The organism is Corynebacterium sp. ES2775-CONJ, assembly GCF_024814515.1.
GTDB lineage: Bacteria > Actinomycetota > Actinomycetes > Mycobacteriales > Mycobacteriaceae > Corynebacterium.
Genome location: NZ_JANUXT010000001.1, coordinates 102,606 through 121,184, shown reverse-complemented (window position 1 = coordinate 121,184; position 18,579 = coordinate 102,606). Strand labels below are relative to the sequence as shown.

The following is an 18,579-nucleotide window of genomic DNA, read 5'->3' as shown; positions in this document are numbered from 1 at the left end:
CCGCTCATATCTAGCGAATCAGCTCTCCTCAGTTTTAAATTGGCAGATAGCATCGATGTGGGGATTTACACTTCCCTCCACACTGGTGCCATACCAGTAGGTTTGAGGGGGAAACGAGGAGCTTACAGCCTGGGTAGCCGCCTTCAAGTCCAACTTGGTTGATCCGTGGATCAGTACCCTAAATAGGACTTCAACCAAAGGAACGCGGCCCTCACGCTGTTCATATTCCGAAACCAGCATATTTTCCGGCTCGCAGCTCATGGTTACCGCCTCACTATGAATCGCACGCACTGTATAACCGTGCGATTTAAGAGCTACCGGTAAATCGGCCACGAGTTGATCGAGTGTCAACGGATCCATCAATACGGAAAGATCAGTTGTCACAGCTCGATTAGTCATCGAATTCCGTTCCTCGCTCTTTCTTTTTAGGTTGGTCGGCTAAGAAGGTGCATTCACGTAAAGCCTGCATATCTCGAGCACTCAACTCTACTGCGTCCAAGAGATCTGGGCGTACGAGATAAGTTCTTAAAAGAGCTTGATCGCGACGCCACCGCGCCACTTTTTGGTGATTACCGGAGAAAAGTACCTCCGGGACATCAAGATTACGCCACTGCCGCGGCTTGGTATAACTTGGCCCCTCAAGCAAACCAGTGGAAAAACTATCGTCCTCATGGCTGAGCTGATTGCCTAAGACGCCAGGAATCAATCTCACCACGGCTTCGGCAATGACTAAAGTAGCTACTTCCCCACCGATGAGAACATAATCACCAATGGAGACCTCACGCACCCGATAACGTTTGTGAGCGTCATCGATGACTCGCTGATCAATACCCTCATAACGCCCGCAGGCAAAGACGATATGATCTTCCACCGCAAATTCCTCTGCATCCCGCTGGCTAAAGGGTTTACCCGACGGGGTGGGAACCACAAGCAGGGGTCGAGGATCTCGACAATCCGCACGGGCTTCATCAAGGGTGGAGGAATTATCGCTGGACCTGTGACGGTGCGCCGTGGCGGAGCTAAGATCCTGAGCAGTGGAGAATAGTCCATCTCGCGTAGCTATATCGTCGAGGGCTGGCCCCCACACCGTCGGTTTCATGACCATACCAGGTCCTCCACCATAGGGAGTATCATCGACCGATTTATGCACATCATGAGCCCACTGGCGTAAATCATGCACGCCAACTTCAAGAATTTTCTGCTCAATAGCCTTCCCGAGGAGTGCATGGCGTAGTGGCTCAAGATATTCGGGGAATATTGTGATGATATCAAGACGCATTAGAGATCCAGGAGCCCTTCGGGAGGGGTAATAACCAGGAAGCCAGATTCGAGGTTAATATCTGGCACGATGGCGTGCACAAAAGGTATCAGCGCCTCTTTGCCCGAACGCAACCGTACTTCAAGTAGTTCACCTGCTGGTCCGTGGCTTACTCCGATAACCTCGCCAATATGTAGACCGTTATGGTGGACCTCCAGACCTTCCAATTCGTGGTCATAAAAGGCCTCTTCGTCATCCTCAGCATCAAGGGGCTCGGCATAAAAGTGAGTGCCGCGCAAACTATCCGCTTGAGTGCGGTCAGCAATTTCTTCAAATTTAATTAATAACCGATGCTGATGTGGCCTGAGACTCTCAATAGTTAATACGCTATCCTTGCGGCCCTGACGAGCCTTCAGGGGCTCACCGACCCGAAACCGAAGCTCCGGATCATCAGTGGTTATCTCTACAGCCACTTCGCCCTTGATCCCGTGGGATTTTACTACCTTGCCAATCATCAATTCCATGGTCAATACCATAGCAAACACTGCTTAGAGCATAATCCCTGGGCATAAATTTTGGCGCAGAACTATCGGGACTGAACTATAGTGGCGGGTATGAATACTGAGCCCGTACATACCCCAGAGACTTTCGGCAACCTCGACCGCACCGACAGCGGTCTCACCGTCATCGACGCCCCGCAGGCAGCACCACAACCGCACGGGGATAAACCCGGGGTGCAAAGGGTAGCTCGAGCAAATGGCGCAAATATCATTCTCTTTAATTTCGCCCCAGGCCAAGAGCTCAAAGATCACAAGGCAGCGCACCCCATCACAGTGCAATGTTTAGCCGGCTCACTTGTCTTCGGCTGTCATGGCGATAATATCGTCCTAACCCCTGGACGTGTTATTCACTTGGATGCGCATACGGTCCACCGCGTGAGTTGTCCGACCGAGGCCGCAGCTGAGAATATTCTGCTTCTCACCATGCTCACACCGGTTAAGGATTAGCTAGCGCCCTTGCAAAGCACTGAGATTTTCGGCAGCAGCCTCGTAGAGCTCATTGATAATCGGATCATTGAATTCTCCATTTTCCACCATATCGATAACATTGCGATAGCACAGAGCTGCCGATTCGTTCTCCCCTAGTTCCTCGCGCACAGCACCCATCTCGTAGGTGGCATAAATCAGTGGCGTCCGGTGGGCGGGATCGGGGGAATGCTCGGCAATCTCGACACAGCGACCGAAGTAGTAAATGGCACTGGACCAATCCCCTTCGCTTTGCGCAAATATTCCACAATCGTATAGGTACCTTACCGCTTCGGTAACCGATGACACCATGTCGAGACCGTGGCGATCCAGTTCCACGTGCTCCCAAATATTTCGAACGAGAAATTCTACCGCTTCGTTAATCTGCTCGATTTTCAGCGCCCGGTAGATATCGCTCATAGCTTCTTCACAGTGACCATCCTGATATAAGCGTTGGGCTCGTTCGGCAAGAACCAAGGCTAATAGAGAACGCCCACGATGAGACTCCTCGTACGAATCTGCTGCAAAATGAGCGGCTCGTTCCCCAAGAAACGTGGTGGCGGTGGCGTTATCTCCCGTCTTCAGCGCTTCGGCATGTAAATAGAGAGCTAGAATAACTCCGTAATCGCTGACAGGGGCGCTCTTTTCATAGTCAGCGAGAATATCTAAAGCTTCCTCTGTGGCTACACCAGGTTCGACAGTGACCAAACACTCGATGCGCATGGCTTGGAGTTCGTGGTGGGTTGTCAGAGACAGAAACTCTTGGCCGACTTTAGCGTCGTCGCGCTCCTGCTCCGGACGCGCGTCCCAATCGTAGAATTCCATTAATCGATCAATCTCAATCAATGCCTCTGGGTAACGCGCCCCAGCCATGAGATAGAGAGCATACTTCTTGCGCGCAATGAATTCGACCCCGGGACTATCCTGCATGAGCGCTAAATCGGCAAGAGTCCGCGTGTGCTCCTGGAGCACGGGGAGGATAACGGGATCCTGTATGGCACCCGACGATTCCACGCTATCGAGAAACTCGATATAGAAGTCAAGACCCGCGCTCGTATTCCGAACTTCTGGCCAGGAGAGGACACGCTCATAACAGTGGATCCGTTCCAAGCCATCAAGAAGCGCGAGATTTCTTTCTAAGATAGCCACAATAGACTCAGGAACCATGGAAAAGAGCACATCGCGACGTTCGCCCAACCACGGTATAAAAACTCGCAAAAATTTGCGACCTTGCCACGCATTTTCCAACATAGTTAAAAGCTGCAAACCAGTGAACTCGTGAGCTGGTTCTAAAGCGATCGAGTTCAGTCGCTGCAGTAACTGGGCGACGGGAGTGGTATAGCCAGGCTCCGTCTGTAGGCGCGCATATTCGAGCCAGCACCACCCACTATTGCCGGAAAAAGGGAGAGAAGAGGCCTTCAGGGCGTGCTCTTTTACCCTGTCCCATCGATTAAATTCGGCGTGCATCTCACACAGATAGATGTGAATACGACCCTGTTGCGCATCGTCGACCGTAGCAAGTAATTTCTCTAGTTTCTCGATCGCATCCTCGATATCACGATCGAGACCGCTGGCAGCGAGATGCAGACATTCCTCTATGGGATCCACTCTCAAGTTCTCCCTTCCCAAGGGTTAACAAAGCCCTTTTCAGTGCCTCGCCATCATTCTAGATCACGGATGCACACCGAAAAGGGCTGCGAAAAAATTAGGAAGAATTACTCTGAATCCTCGACTGATTCCTCAGCTTTAGCTTCTTCCTTAGCTTTAGCTTCTGCTTCTGCCTTAGCCTTAGCGTCAGCTTCTTCCTTAGCCTTACGCTTCTTTTCCGTAATAGCCTCAGCAGTAGGGCCCTCATTAGCCTCAGCGAGTGCCTTGTTGAAGAGCTCGAGCTTGGAAGGCTTCTCTTCTGCCACCTTCAAGGTACCTTCAGCACCAGGTAGTCCCTTGAACTTCTGCCAATCGCCTGTCACCTTTAGCAGAGCGAGAACAGGCTCGGTAGGTTGAGCACCCACGCTCAACCAGTACTGAGCACGCTCAGAGTCGATCTGGATGACAGATGGGTCTTCTTTGGGTTGGTAAATGCCAAGGTTCTCAATGACCTTACCATCGCGTCGAGTGCGAGCATCAGCCACAACCACGCGGTATTGAGGAGTGCGAATCTTACCGAGACGCTGGAGCTTAATCTTGACAGCCATGAAGGCTTCCTTTCAGTCACTGGGCCGTTCAGACACCGGAAAATATACCGGCCGGTTGCGACCCTTTCGTATTTATCCTGCGATGTGACGTACCGTTCGGCCGGAGCCGGAGGCGGTGTAATCTGCAGGTTGCGGGGTTATCTAAAATCGTAGATAACCCCGCCAAGACTAGTACACCTCCTGTATTCGGGTCAAACTAGCGCCCTTTGCCAAAGTCGAGATTATTCAGATCGATATTTTCCATACCCTTGGGCATCTGGGGAAAACCGCCGCCCATTTGCTGCTGCATTCTTTGTAATTCCGCAAGATCAGGCATACCCTGACCTTGACGCTTCGGGGCCTTCCGCTTCCCGTTCTTCTTCCGACGACCCTTAGCTTGCTTCTTGGTGGCGCTTCGATTAGGAAAGCCTCCTGGCATACCCATGGAGCCAGCCATCTTTCCCATCATCTTTTTGGCTTCGAAGAAACGGTCAATCAGCTGATTGACGTCGCTCACACTCACTCCGGAGCCACGTGCAATTCGCTTGCGGCGGGAAGCATTCAGAATTTTGGGGTTTTCACGCTCAGCGGGGGTCATACCACGAATAATTGCTTGGATGCGATCGAGCTGTTTCTCATCGACCATATCCGCGACCTTGGCCATCTGCGAGCCCCCAGGCAGCATCTTCAGAAGATTGCCTATTGGCCCCATCTTGCGGATCATCAGCATTTGATTAAGGAAGTCCTCGAGCGTGAGCTCACCCGAAGCGAGCTTGCCCGCAGCATCCATAGCTTGTTCTTGGTCGATGGACTTTTCGGCCTGTTCGATCAAGGAAAGCACATCGCCCATGCCGAGGATTCGGCTGGACATGCGATCAGGGTGGAAAACGTCGAAATCTTCGAGCTTCTCACCTGTGGAAGCGAACATAATCGGTTTGCCGGTGACTTCGCGAATCGAAAGCGCTGCACCACCTCGGGCATCACCATCGAGCTTGGTGAGCACTACGCCCGTGAAATCAACGCCGTCACGGAAGGCCTGCGCGGTATGCACCGCGTCCTGGCCAATCATGGCATCGATGACAAAGAGCACCTCATCAGGGTTGATAGCATCACGGATCCCGCGTGCTTGGTCCATGAGAGTCTCATCGATACCAAGGCGTCCAGCAGTATCGACTATCACCACGTCGTGCATTTTGGTTTTGGCATGGGCGATACCAGCGGCGGCCACCTCGATCGGATCCGCATGGGAGGTGCCCATTTCATGATCGACGGTATCAATGGAGGTTCCTGGATCTGGAGCGAAGGTCGGAACCCCAGCGCGGTCGCCGACGATTTCAAGCTGCTGCACTGCACCAGGGCGCTGTAGGTCGCAGGCCACTAAAACTGGAGTGTGACCTTGATCTTTCAGGTATTTTGCAAGTTTGCCGGCGAGAGTAGTCTTACCCGCTCCTTGAAGACCAGCGAGCATGATAACCGTGGGAGGAGTTTTGGCTAGGCTGAGACGGCGGGTTTCCCCACCAAGTATGCCTGTGAGTTCTTGGTCGACGATCTTAATGACTTGCTCAGCTGGATTGAGAGCCTTGGAAACTTCGGCCCCAAGCGCGCGGTCTTTGATTCGAGAGATAAAGCCACGCACGACGGGGAGAGAAACATCGGCTTCGAGGAGGGCGAGTCGAATCTCGCGAGCCACCGCATTGACGTCAGCTTCTGAGACGCGACCTTTTGATCGCAGCCCCGTGAGGGCTTTGCCGAGGCGGTCTGATAGAGATTCAAACACGTTACTACTCATCTCCTTAATATCTTATGCTCAGCCTCGCTCCGAGGTCTCCGCACAGTTCTCTTCCCACCTATACTAACCTCTGCTTAACACTCGGGTCACGTCACGGTCTACGGCAGCTCGCTCATATCCCGGTTTGAGCGAGCACACCACAATAATGGTTGCCCCTGGAGTAGACATGCTCAGCCAGTGTAGATCGGGCAGAACCCCCATGAGGGTCCCCAGTGCGGCGCGCCGATCACTGGTACGAATTTCTAATATATCTCCGTGCCAGTAGGTGACTGGGTCGGAGCGCGTAACAGGTGGCAGCGCCGAATAAACTCCTGATTTATAGGCTTGGATGAATTCTCCCTTATCGAAACCAGTGCCTAGCGTGTTGTAGACGGTCAATTCAGCGATGATCTTCCCCCGTGATCCATCGTCGATAAAGTCTGCTTCAGTAATTGTCCATCCTTTAGCTGCGATGAGGGCAAAAAGCCTAATACTCTCTCGCCAGTACTCCCCTTCCCAGCAGATTCTGGCTTGGGATTCTTCTCCTCCTAACAGGTCCAAACCCGCGCGATAGCGAATAACCGGAGGCCGTGGTTGATGGCTGTGCAACTGAGCACGAGCTTTGGAAATGAGCAGCCTCGAGCCCGATTGCAGAGCTGGGGACCACACACCAGGACCGGTAGCTTGGGCATCTGCGGCTACTAAGACCTCTAATAACTCGAGAACAAGGAAATTGTATCCAAGGGTGTCTAAAAGCGTGTCGCGGATATTATCGGATTCAATGTCCTGGGTTGCGATGAGCCTTGGAATAAGAGTGTGATGCAGAACAACGGCGTGGACCACCGCTTGATCTTGAGCTGAGAGCTTTAAAGTCTGGGCCATCTCGACAACCATCTGCGCCCCAACCTCCTGATGACTTCGGTGGTGACCTTTGCCAATATCATGGTAGAGGGCAGATAGGAAAAGGAGGTCAGGACGGGAGACACGGCCCCGAGACCGAGCACAAAACTCTAGGACCTTAAGGCTATGTCGATCCACGGTGTGGATGTGGGTAGGTTCTCTGGGCAACATTCCCCGAATACGCCCCCAACCAGGGCAAATATTTTCCCATAACCCGTATTCGTCGAGCTCCAGAATCACCCGAGCGCTATGATCTGGTGAGGAAAGAAGAGCAAAGAAATCCCCTGTCATCGTTTTCGTCCATTCATGGCGATTCGCCCTGGGGACGGTGATGAGCTGACGCCAGACCGAGCGTCGAATGGGCATTCCAGTTCGTGCGCCAGCCGCAGCTACGCGAAGCACCAGCCCTGGGTCGCCGAGATTCGGTTGCCGGGCGAGTGTAATCTCGCCATTCTCCTCAACAACGTCGATATCGAGAGGGCGACGCTGGGCACTTCGCGCAGGGGAATTACGGCGCAGCAGATGCCTCGTCGACGCTAGAGCGGTAGTCAGAGCACCATCGATGCGGTGGGCTGCGTGAGCGAGATCCCGAGAGAGCGCATACCGGTCTGAGTAGCCCAGATCTTCTGCGACATCCACAGCGAATTCCGGATCCAGCACATCGCGTGCGCGCCGGGCATGGTAATGCAAGAGGGTGCGCGAATCCACTAATAAAGCACGTTCTTTGGATAGATCGGGGATATCGACCATATGGCCAAGGGCTAGAGCACGCAAAAATTCGTGATCGCGCAGACCCCCACGTCCATGTTTTAGATCCGGTCGCGTCATCGCAACGACAGAGCCAGAACGTCGCCACCGTGCGATGGCAAGGTCGACAAAAGCATTAAAGTTCCGGTTGAGATGGACTCGCCACCTACGCAGCACAGCGTCCCTGGTGGCCGACGTTAATTCTTTATCGCCGCGAATATGCTTGAGTTCTAATAGAGCCAATGCCGCGGTGGGATCGGAGTTGACTAATGAGACACACTCATCTCTGGTGCGCACCGCGTGATCGAGGCGGAAGGATGCATCCCATACTGGATACCACAGGTCCTGAAGATTCTCAGCGGCAATGGTGCCATCATAAATAAGCACCAGGTCCAGATCTGATTGCGGCTGCAGTTCACCGCGTGCCAGCGAGCCGGTGGCAGCGAGTGCGCTCCCTTTCGGGAGGCGGATATTGGCGAGGACGTGTGCGGCACGGGCTCTCGCGCGGTCACGGATATCGTGAGCACGCACAGAGCTAAATTGCCGCGGAGCCGCGCTCACCAGTACGCACGCGAACGACATCCAGCACGTTGGTGACCCAGACTTTACCGTCACCAATCTTACCGGTATGGGCTGCGTCGACGATGGCTGTGACGACATCGTCAATGATGGGATCCTCAACAACGACTTCGATTTTTACCTTGGGTACGAAGTCAATAGCATATTCGGCACCTCGGTAAACCTCGTTGTGGCCTTTTTGCTGACCGAATCCTTGAGCCTCGGTGACAGTCATAGCGTGAACTCCCACCTGCTCAAGCGCATCCTTGATATCCATCAATGTAAATGGTTTAACAATGGCAGTGACGAGCTTCATTATTTGTCCTTGCTAGGCTCCGTTAAGCCCACTGAAAATCTTTTGGGTACTCCCCAAAATAGTAGCCTAGCCAGCCTCCTGGCGGGGAGGCTGGCTAGGTGTCAAGAATGACCTTTTACTAACTACTAGTCATAGCGACCTCAGCCGAGGAGCGCATCAACGAAACTTTCTACTTCGAATGGAGCGAGGTCGTCGGCACCTTCACCCAAGCCCACAAGCTTGACTGGAACACCTAGGTTCTCTTGGACTTGGAAAACTATCCCACCTTTGGCTGTGCCATCGAGCTTGGTCAGCACCACACCAGTGATATTAACCACTTCACCGAAAACCTTGGCCTGATTTAAACCGTTTTGACCCGTCGTAGCATCGAGAACAAGCAGCACTTCATCGACGTTAGTCTTCTTTTCCACAACTCGTTTGACTTTGGCAAGCTGATCCATCAGATTGGCGGAATTGTGAAGTCGCCCAGCGGTGTCGATGACCACCACATCGGCTTTGTGGTCCACTCCACGTGAGACAGCATCGAAAGCTACGGATGCCGGATCGGCAGCCTCTGCACCGCGAACGACCTCTGCTCCAACCCGACGCCCCCAAGCTTCGAGCTGATCAGCTGCTGCGGCACGGAAGGTGTCGGCGGCACCGAGAAGCACCTTATGCCCCATCGATACCAGTACGCGCGCTAATTTACCGGTGGTTGTTGTCTTACCCGTCCCATTGACGCCGACCATCAAGATAATCGCCGGTTTACCTCCATAAGGGATAGCCTTAAGGGAACGATCCATGTCGGGCTTGCATGCTTTAATAAGGCATTCTCGAAGCATAGAACGCGCTTGAGCTTCAGATTCCACTCCACGGACCGCGATCATATCCCGTAGCTCTTCCACCACAGTCATGGTGATCGCCACCCCGAGGTCAGCTTGAATGAGCTCAGCTTCAATATCCTCCCACGCTTCTTCATTGAGATCGCCGGCAGAGAGTATTCCCAGCACAGATTGTCCAAAAACATTCTGCGAGCGCGCCAGTCGACCGCGCAGTCGACCCATGCGACCGGCTGCGGGAGCTATATCGTCGATGGTGTCTTCCACTCGAGCGCTTTCTGGGGAGCGATCAACAAGCCCATCGAGCCTTTCAGAGCTCGTGCTTACTTCTCCGTGAGCGGAGATATTAGCGGGTTCCACTAGCCCGGTTGGTGCGGTGTCTGAAGTGTCAGCAGCGTCCTCGGCTTTGTCATCACCGTCATTTTCTTCCAAGGCTGCGATATCTTCGAAATCAACGAGCTCGACGAAATTATCATCTAAATCATCGGCTACGCCCTCTGTATCAGCATCTACCGACCCGTTGTCTGGTAGTGCCTCGTCGGCCGCTGTGACAAGCTCAGCTTCCGGCTTAAAATCGCTCGAGATATCCGGCTTGAGATCCTTGGCACCGTCCGACGGCGGTATGGGGGCTAGTGGCTCCACCGTGGAGATCGGTGTTTGATCGGCTCCAGGAGGTTGCGGTGGATCGAGCAGCTCAGGGTGTTTCTCGGCTGGGGCGAATTGAAAGCCTCCATGAGCCTGATAATTTCCAGATTTTTGCTCTTGAGTTAGTTCTTTGGGTTGATCATCATCGGGTTTCTGGAACGCGATTGTTTTGGTTTTTCTACGTTTTAAGCCAATAACGATCAGGATGGCAACAATGATTGCCACCACGACGGCAGCTAGGATGATCCCATAGAGCGGTTCGATAGTCATGCTCCCATCTTGGCAAATTTAGAGGCTTTTCACACCTTGAACCGCGCCATGCATCAACTCTTATTGCCTAATAAAGTGTGGCCGCTCATGTGGCGGCCACACTTTATTAGGCAATTCCGGGTTTCGATAGAGCTAAAACTATCGCCTCTGCTGAGACCAGATCGCTGGTCACTAGATCGGGGACTATATCGGCCATGCGCGCCCACCCATCGGTGGCCGCATCAAGAGTTTTATTTGACGTAATGAGTCCGTGTGCCGATAACCTTGATGCCAAAGCTAATACGAAAGAAACCACTGGGCTCAGCGCCCATAAATGTTCTTGATTATTGGTATCTACTCCATCGAGCTTATCGAAGCGGATCCGAGCAAGGGCGTAAACAGTCTTGTTGGTGCTGCGTAGTGTTCGCAAGATGGTCACGGCGGCGGCGATAAGCTTTTCACCAGCGAGCAGTTGGTTCAGCTCTGTGCGCTTATTAAAGGTTTCGAACACTGCCAGTAACCGTGAGCCGTCGTCTAAGACTGCGCCCGGGACAATATGAGCGTCGTCGAAAAGTTGCTGCAAAATTGCCCGCTGTTGCGCTGGGTCAAGACCCGCAATCATCACTGTAGAGCGATCAATGCAGGCAGAGTCAAGAGTCTGATCACGCCCGGTCTTTAGAATTTCCACGACATTCTCGCCCGCCACTGCTTGTAATTCGCGGTAGAGCTGCCGAGCGGCGCTCCGCTGCTCGGCTGTAATCCCCTCGGTTCCATAAAGGTTCGAGAGAGTACCCATCAGCTCGAGCGCCCCGATCCAAGCAGCGCGATGATGGGATTCATCGGATCCGGCGCTTTTATCGAAGATGCTTCGCACAAGGCCGGTTTCGATAAAGCGCCCTGGTTGCTGTTCAGAGGTAACGAGTGAGTGTGCCAAACCACGGATAGCGGCATTCGGTTGCGCACTAAACACAGTGCGCACCGCCTTGCGGAGTTCCTCCCGACGCCCCCCAGTTGCCAATATATCCCACAGTACTGGCATCACTGCTGCTTGGGTGGGAACCTGATCGGTTTCCCCCGAGAGGAAAGCACTCAGAGTCCCCAGTCCGCCGTCTAATTCCCCATAGAAACCCTGTTGCTCAAGGGTTTGAGCTTGCGGCCCTGGTGCCACCGGGGTGCGGAGGGCTGTAAAAGGATCGCGGCGATTAACTTGCACGATAAGGTTGCCAGATCCGATATAGCGCACCGGTAATTCAGCTCTACCCTCACTGAATTCCAGACGCTCGGCTGGCTCCCACGGCGCAGTTTCTGGCCAGACCCACACCCCCCAGTAGGGGCCCAATGCATCGGAGGTGATCGTGGAGCCGTCCAGTTTTATATGAGGTAGGTCTGCGATTTCGCTATCAGCTAATACCACCGAGATACGACGGTCGGTTGCGGGATCAGTCCATTCTAGATTGACTCGACCCGTAGGAAGCATGTGGGTGGCCCCGACAATCTTCGACATATGCGCTGTATAGGTATAACCACCGTCGGTGGTGGCCATAGTCGTGGTTTTAACCGGCTGTCCGTGACGGTTGATTACGGAGATCTTGGGATCGTTCATAGAGCGCGTACCGCGCACTCGAATCTCTCCCGCGAGATCGATATGGTGCGGGTGCACGGACATCCGTGACGCTCGCCACATCGCGGGTTCGTTAATGGTGGGGAGTTCAAAGATGAGCCGCGGAGGCGAAAATCTCAGCGGGAGAGCGTCGCCCTCGTCGGTACTTATGACGAAGTCTGATCCTGGGTCAAGCGGCCCCACGGCAGGATGAGCCGGCTGCACCTCGAAGGATTTGTCACCAGGCTTAATGATGAGAGTTGCTTCTGAGAGACCTCCTTGGGACGGTATCCTGAAGGAGCCGCAGCCTCCTTGGAAAGTGCTGCGAGCTAAGGCTCCCTCCACTATGGCGAATTCATGGCGAAAGGATTCATTACGTGGTCCTCGAAGTCGCACCAGATATTCACCGACCCAGGGTGCGTCGTACAATTCTGGATCAAAGACCTCAAAAACGCCTCCTTCAGCGGGAACTTCCAAAGGCTCTGGTTGGGTGACTTCCTCACCTTGAGTTCCCGCGCCGGAAAACGAGGCAATAGAGAGGTACCACATCTCGCTGACACCGGAGCTAGTGGGTGGAAATTCTGCTAGCAGACTGGTGGAATGGACGCGCAGACCAGTCATCGTAAAAATATCGGGCAAGGCGTCATCGGGTGTCGAAAAGCTCACACGCTGCCGGGGGTCAATGGAACGAGCGCGTTTTAAATCGGCGTGGGTACCAGGCGCCACCGCGTCGATCGCTTGGGACTCGGCAAGGTCCACGTTATGGCAGGTCCACCCACTCCAGCCTTCGATAGCAAAGGACGCAGAAATAACATTGTGCGCGCCGGTGACAGGATCGATAAGCTTATAATCCTCTGGCACCAGAGCTCGCAGTTTCATATGGTGCAAGGATCGTTTATCGGTTACTGTGCCGCCGCGTTTATTAAAAAGGAGTATGGGGTCAGCAGCATCAACCACCGGCACATTCCACGTGATTGAGTTAGCTAAATCTTCGACGGTTACTTCACGAACGGGTTTGGGCAAGCTGATATCGAGTGGATCGGAATACCCTGTGACATCTCCCCACGAACGGCCTGTGCGATAAACCGTGGTGGAACCATCGATACTCACTCGCCAAGTGATCTCGCCCGAATCTGGCACTTTTTGTTCTGGCAGCCGCAGCAGCACCTTTTTGCGCCTAGCATCAAGAATAAGGCGTGGTCGCATCTCGCGATTAGCCACCCCTACGGCAGCCAATCTGTCTACGGTGCCCACTGGACGCTCTCGGAGTTCTGCTATAACCGCTTCCCTGATCGAAGTCACCAAAGATGTTCTCACGCCCTCATCTTCCCGATCCACCCACGAGTGTGGGTGCGCGAGGGCGAATTCGCGCACCGTAAGAACTCCGTCAAGGATTCGCTGGGCAAGCTCGGGGGCATGGGCAGAAAAACGAGAAAAATATGGAGGTAGCTTGTCTGGATTGCTATCGAGGGCTTCCAGCAAGAGAGGAACTTCCGTGTTGATCAGTCCAGCATGAAAGCAGAGGGTAGAGATGGGATCGGTATCAAATGTTGCTAGACCTCTACGCTTCAACGCGGCTTCTAGATCATCCTCGAGGAATTTCTCTAGCTCAGAAACTGTCTGCTGGGTGATATCAAGGCCCACACCGTTGAGGTATTCGTGGATAAAATTATCTGCATCAACGAGTTTCTGGGCACGTTGCACCAAGGTAATCAGCGCTGTGGATTCACTGATCTCTAGCAGCGCCTTGAGCGTTGAGCCTGCTGTGATCTGACGACTGAGGAAGATTCCGTATAATTTTTTGACCTTTTCCAGTTCGTCAGTTGCGAGATCGAGATCAGCAACCAAGGTTGCCGCATCGAGGTCGGCGGTGAGCTCGACGTCGTGTTGCGATGCCCATCCGAGGAGGGAGTCAGTGGGATCGGCAATAGGTTGAACCTCAGCGGGCATAGAGAGTTGCGTCCTTTCTCTTTTTAAAAAAGCAGAGTTTACCATGTTCTAAATGAAACCTAAGCGCTCATAAGGAGCTGGGGTTTTTATGTGTTCTCACTGGGTTCATTCGCTGCGAAATGACCTTGGTTACACCATCTCCGCGCATGGTCACACCATAGAGCACATTAGCTATATCCATAGTAGGTTTTTGGTGAGTAATGACGATCAGCTGTGAGTCTTCTCTAAGTTGTTCAAAGAGCGCTATCAGGCGACGCAGGTTGACATCATCGAGCGCGGCCTCCACCTCATCCATTACATAAAACGGGGAGGGTCGCGCTTTAAAAATAGCGACCAGTATTGCCAAAGCTGTGAGAGATTTCTCCCCGCCAGATAATAGGGAGAGTCGTTTGACTCTCTTTCCTGGTGGTCGCGCTTCAACCTCTATGCCGGTTGTCAGAATATGTTCGGGGTCGGTGAGAAAAAGCCTCCCCTCACCTCCGGGGAAGAGAGTAGCAAACACTCGGGGGAATTCTCGCTCGACATCATGCCAGGCATCGGTCAGCAGTTGCAGGATCTTGTGATTGACATCTTTAATCACAGTCTCTAAGTCTTTTCGAGCTTTCTCCACGTCGTTAAGCTGAGAGGACAAAAAATTATAGCGCTCTTCTAAAGCTTTATATTCTTCTAGGGCCAAGGGGTTGACCTTGCCCAGAGCACTCAGATCCTGCTGGGCCTGGGCGAGCTTGGCAGTGGCCGACTGAGCATCGAAATCTTCAGGAATATGGTGGGTGGTAAGCAAATCGTCGATCGCCATACCCATTTGTTCGGCTACTTGGCGCTCAGTCTCCTTCAGGCGCACTGCTTCCTCGCTGTAGGCGAGTTCAGCGCTATGGGCCCGAGCACTTTTATCCTTAAGTTCACGGTCTAAGTTATTTACTGCTTTCTTGAGCTGATCACGTATAAGTTTCTTCCTTGCTAGATCTGCTTGGCAGTGTGCTCGCTCATCAGCGGCTTTTTCTAAGGCTGCATCGAGGCGCTGATTAATAGTGGAAGCTAAGAAGGACACCGTGCTCGCTAGGTCTGCTTTGGCCTTGCGGTGGGCTTGAGTGCGTTCATGGCGTATCTTGTGTTCGCGCTCGTTGCGGGCTTGACGCTCAAGCGATTCCACTCGCTCTCTTTTACTCTGAAAGGCATCTTGCAGGGAGCGAAGCTGGAGGAGGGCTTCAACCTCCATCGCCTTGACCTGGGCGAGCGCAGATTGGCTTTGATCGCGGCGCTCGAGCATGGGGCTGAGATCAGGTGTTTGATCAATCTCCCCGACCAGTGCGAGACGGTCTCGAGTGACGGTGATAGCCTCTTCACAATCAGCGAGGCTGAGCTCGGCCTTTTTCCGCTGTTGCCCGTGTGTTTCCATCGCTAGCAGGATTTTCTCTTTTTTGGCCTTGTAATTATCTGCGCTTTGCTCCATTTCTCGAACGTGAGCGAGACTATCGCGAAAGTGGGCAATAAGACGAGCATGCTCGACGCGTCGCCCATCGGCACTTAAGCGCGCGCCTTCAAGAGTGCCCACTAGTTCGTTGAGCTCAGCCTGATAGGTATCTCTTTCGGCCAAGGCTTGCTCAATGGCGCTATGGACTTCTATGGCTTTCGGGGCGCTCCGATGACCGAAGATTATCCACCCCTCCCCTACCATTTCGCCATCTACGGTCACCGCTCTGAGGCGAGGTTCCTGGGCGACTAGCATGTGCGCCTGTTTCAGGTCATTGACACACACGACATCGGCCAGAAGTCTGCTTACACTAGCTCGGAATTCCTCTGCGACGGTGATATCGTCTAGCAACCACGAGGCCCCGCCGGACAGTGATATATCAAGGTGCCAGGATAGTTGCTGAGGTTGTTCGAGCATTATTGTGGTGCGCTCGATAGCCTCGTTATGTGATCCTTCAAGTGCTGCGATGATATCGGGAGCTGATGGTAAACCACCGGCGAGACTTTCTTGGTACAAGCCGAGGGCTACCCCGAGAGCTTTTTCCTTGCCGGGTTTCACCTGAATGAATTCTGCCAAGGTCTGTAGTCCCTCACGATCAGGTGCTATAACCGAAAGGGCTTCTACGGGCGCTGTGGGCAGGGTATCTCGTAACGTGCCCACGCGAGAGTCCAAAGCTGCAATCTTCTTCTCTACAAAGCGTTGTTTAAGACGCAAGTCATCGAGCCTCTGCTCTGCATCAACTAGTTCCTGTTCGGCCTGGCGGTGAGCTTCTTCTCGCAGTTCGCATTCGTCTCGCGCCACGAGTAACTGGTCAGATATTTCCTTGAGAGCGCTGACAACCTCATCCAGTTGCGCTGCATAATCAGTGTTTAGTTCCACGATACGAGCATGCTCAGCACGAGCTGCTTCTAGAGCGGTACGCTGCGATTGCTCTTGGGCTTGAAGTCTGACAATCCCCTCGCGACGATCCGCCTGCGCCTGCACATGGCGGTAGTATTCGTGCTCGGCCTCGCGGGCTTGGTCTTCTTTATCGACTACTTCCTCGCGAATGGATTCGAGAGTGTCGGTAGCGATGTTGATCTTCTCATCAGCAATCTCGCATTCGATTGCCATCTCATTCGCCCGTCTACTCAATTCCTCTGGGTCCCGTCCCGAATAAGGGGCGGGTTGAAAAGAATGTTGCCGATCATTGGCAATGCGCGCAGTGGCTGTAGCTTGCTCTTTTAACCTGGTGAATTGAAACCACATCTCTTGGGCGCGGCGGGCGGCTTCTTCTGCTTGTGCATTTTCCTCTTCGATAATTGTCAAGCGCTGGCGTTCCTCGCCAAGCGTGTTGCTAATAGCGGCTACTTCTGCAGCCGCTATCTGATGGGCATGCGCACTCGTTTCCAGTGCGCGCCTTCGGCTGCGGATGTGGTACACGCCGAGATCAAGGCGAGTCTGCCGGACCTCTGCCTGGACAGTCCGGGCGCGTTGCGCAGTCGCGGCCTGACGGGCTAGAGGTTTGAGCTGCTTTTTCAACTCGTCTGTGAGGTCCTGGAGGCGGTCCAGGTTTGCCTGCATATGGACTATTTTTCGCTCTGCTTTTTCTTTGCGTCGTCGGTATTTCAGCACGCCTGCAGCTTCCTCAATATAGGAGCGACGATCTTCTGGTTTGGAATCCAGAATTTGAGCTAGCCTTCCTTGGCCCACCACCACATGCATTTCTCGCCCGATACCGGAATCGCTGAGAAGTTCCTGAATATCCATGAGACGGGCCTTTGAACCATTGATCTCGTACTCACTAGCTCCGTCTCTAAACATTCGGCGGGTGATAGATACCTCGGAGTAGGCTATATCCAGTGCGCCGTCAGAGTTGTCAATGCTCAGCGTCACTTCAGCTCGACCTAAGGGTTTACGATCACCTGCTCCGGCAAAGATGACATCGTCCATCTTCGCCCCACGCAGAGTCTTCGCACCCTGCTCACCCATCACCCAGACAAGGGCATCGACGACATTGGATTTTCCGGAGCCATTAGGGCCAACTACTGCACATATACCGGGTTCGAATTTCAGAGTTGTTGCAGACGCGAAGGACTTAAACCCCTTAAGAGTCAGTGACTTTAAATGCACGGTAGCCATTCCTTAGTATCAGACGCATCTAGCACCTTGATTGTATTAGCTCCTCATTCAAACCATTGAATCTGAAGGGGACAAAAAAGTGCCAAGCATTTTCTTACCCTAGGTAAGTGGGTAGTATATCTGCAGCGTGGTGGCAGGGAGCTTTCTGAGTATAAATCTAGACTCCTAGTCGTGCCACGGAGATATGGGCTGTTTACGCGACCGCAATATCCTAACTAGGAGCTAAAATCATGGTGAATGCTTGTGCGCGATTCTCATTTACCGACCTCCCATTTCATCGGACCCTTGGATACTACTTCCCTTGGCATACGATAAAACGTTAGCCCAAACAGTAAAAACGATGAGCGATCAACTATGAGATGCCAACAGAAGGACAGACTATGAAGAAGAAATCATCTCGTACAAGACCTTGGTTCTTCCGGCCGGAGATCGGGCTGGAGGCTAAGTTGATACCATCAATGAACTGTCGCTCGATTTTTTAAGACTCACCGTTTTGTACCCAGGCTACCCATCTATTCCACAGCAACCTCATCGACTCTGCAGGCGCTCAGCAATATGAGCGGTGCTATAACTGTTGTGGGTTCACTTATGCGATAGGTAAGAATTTGGGTTGAGCAGTCACCATAGAACTATTGAGCGTCCGCTTCTGTACGGTGCTCATGGGCACACATAAGGATTAGTGTGAATCAGCTCGGGTGTGAGTAGTTCTTCGTCGCAATCCGGGTCGAGACAGAAACCCAGCCCGCCCTATCTCTGTCGAGGCGGGTAGAACTACTAGTAGGGATTTAGCGCCGCCTTAATGGTCTAAGGTCGCTATATTCTGAGCAGTTTTCTAGTGAACGTCGAGAACGCGTGCAGCTAGCTATACGCGATGAGGAATCGCCTCAGTGCCTACTGGCAACCCGGGGCTGTATTGTCGGTAGCACAATTTGCTCGGTCGACGCGAACGTATTCACTTGGACCTATGCCTGCAGTAGCT

12 protein-coding genes are annotated in these 18,579 nt (G+C 53.1%); 1 reads left to right on the top strand and 11 read right to left on the bottom strand.

Annotated elements, in window-relative coordinates:
* Nucleotides 1-18: 18 nt before the first annotated feature.
* Genes NXT01_RS00530 through rimM form a run of 3 tightly spaced genes read right to left on the bottom strand, consistent with a single transcriptional unit; the run spans nucleotide 19 to nucleotide 1,794 of the window.
* The gene (locus tag NXT01_RS00530) at nucleotides 19-399 is read right to left on the bottom strand and encodes a hypothetical protein (RefSeq protein ID WP_259076278.1); all 381 of its coding nucleotides are present in this window, start codon (nucleotides 397-399) and stop codon (nucleotides 19-21) included.
* Nucleotides 392-1,279, bottom strand: a complete 888-nt coding sequence (gene trmD, locus NXT01_RS00525; RefSeq protein ID WP_259076277.1) for a tRNA (guanosine(37)-N1)-methyltransferase TrmD — start codon at nucleotides 1,277-1,279, stop codon at nucleotides 392-394. Before trmD ends, NXT01_RS00530 begins: the two co-directional genes overlap by 8 nt.
* Nucleotides 1,279-1,794: a ribosome maturation factor RimM gene (gene rimM, locus NXT01_RS00520; protein WP_396124681.1), complete on the bottom strand. Its 516-nt coding sequence runs from the start codon at nucleotides 1,792-1,794 to the stop codon at nucleotides 1,279-1,281. The genes trmD and rimM overlap by 1 nt, the downstream gene beginning before the upstream one ends.
* A 78-nt stretch (nucleotides 1,795-1,872) precedes the next feature.
* Between rimM and NXT01_RS00515 the strand changes: the two genes are divergently transcribed.
* On the top strand, nucleotides 1,873-2,265 hold the full coding sequence (locus tag NXT01_RS00515) for a cupin domain-containing protein (protein ID WP_259076274.1): 393 nt from the start codon (nucleotides 1,873-1,875) through the stop codon (nucleotides 2,263-2,265).
* Here the strand turns inward: NXT01_RS00515 and NXT01_RS00510 are convergent, their stop codons facing one another.
* From NXT01_RS00510 to smc, 8 genes are all read right to left on the bottom strand, one after another.
* Nucleotides 2,266-3,891, bottom strand: a complete 1,626-nt coding sequence (locus NXT01_RS00510) for a hypothetical protein (RefSeq protein WP_259076272.1) — start codon at nucleotides 3,889-3,891, stop codon at nucleotides 2,266-2,268.
* 107 nt (nucleotides 3,892-3,998) lie between these two features.
* The gene (gene rpsP / locus NXT01_RS00505; RefSeq protein ID WP_259076271.1) at nucleotides 3,999-4,478 is read right to left on the bottom strand and encodes a 30S ribosomal protein S16; all 480 of its coding nucleotides are present in this window, start codon (nucleotides 4,476-4,478) and stop codon (nucleotides 3,999-4,001) included.
* A 196-nt stretch (nucleotides 4,479-4,674) separates the two neighbouring features.
* Complete coding sequence (gene ffh / locus NXT01_RS00500; protein WP_259077084.1) at nucleotides 4,675-6,234, bottom strand: signal recognition particle protein; 1,560 nt, start codon at nucleotides 6,232-6,234, stop codon at nucleotides 4,675-4,677.
* Nucleotides 6,235-6,309: 75 nt separating this feature from the next.
* On the bottom strand, nucleotides 6,310-8,454 hold the full coding sequence (locus NXT01_RS00495; RefSeq protein ID WP_259076269.1) for a [protein-PII] uridylyltransferase: 2,145 nt from the start codon (nucleotides 8,452-8,454) through the stop codon (nucleotides 6,310-6,312).
* Entirely contained in the window at nucleotides 8,408-8,746 is a 339-nt protein-coding gene (locus tag NXT01_RS00490; RefSeq protein WP_259076267.1) for a P-II family nitrogen regulator, read from the bottom strand. Before NXT01_RS00490 ends, NXT01_RS00495 begins: the two co-directional genes overlap by 47 nt.
* 140 nt (nucleotides 8,747-8,886) lie before the next feature.
* Complete coding sequence (ftsY, locus tag NXT01_RS00485; protein ID WP_259076266.1) at nucleotides 8,887-10,479, bottom strand: signal recognition particle-docking protein FtsY; 1,593 nt, start codon at nucleotides 10,477-10,479, stop codon at nucleotides 8,887-8,889.
* 106 nt (nucleotides 10,480-10,585) lie between these two features.
* Nucleotides 10,586-14,008 carry a hypothetical protein gene (locus tag NXT01_RS00480; protein WP_259076264.1) on the bottom strand — a complete coding sequence of 1,141 codons (3,423 nt, stop codon included), beginning with the start codon at nucleotides 14,006-14,008 and terminating at the stop codon, nucleotides 10,586-10,588.
* A gap of 67 nt (nucleotides 14,009-14,075) precedes the next feature.
* Nucleotides 14,076-17,591, bottom strand: a complete 3,516-nt coding sequence (smc, locus tag NXT01_RS00475; RefSeq protein ID WP_259076262.1) for a chromosome segregation protein SMC — start codon at nucleotides 17,589-17,591, stop codon at nucleotides 14,076-14,078.
* Nucleotides 17,592-18,579 lie beyond the last annotated feature (988 nt).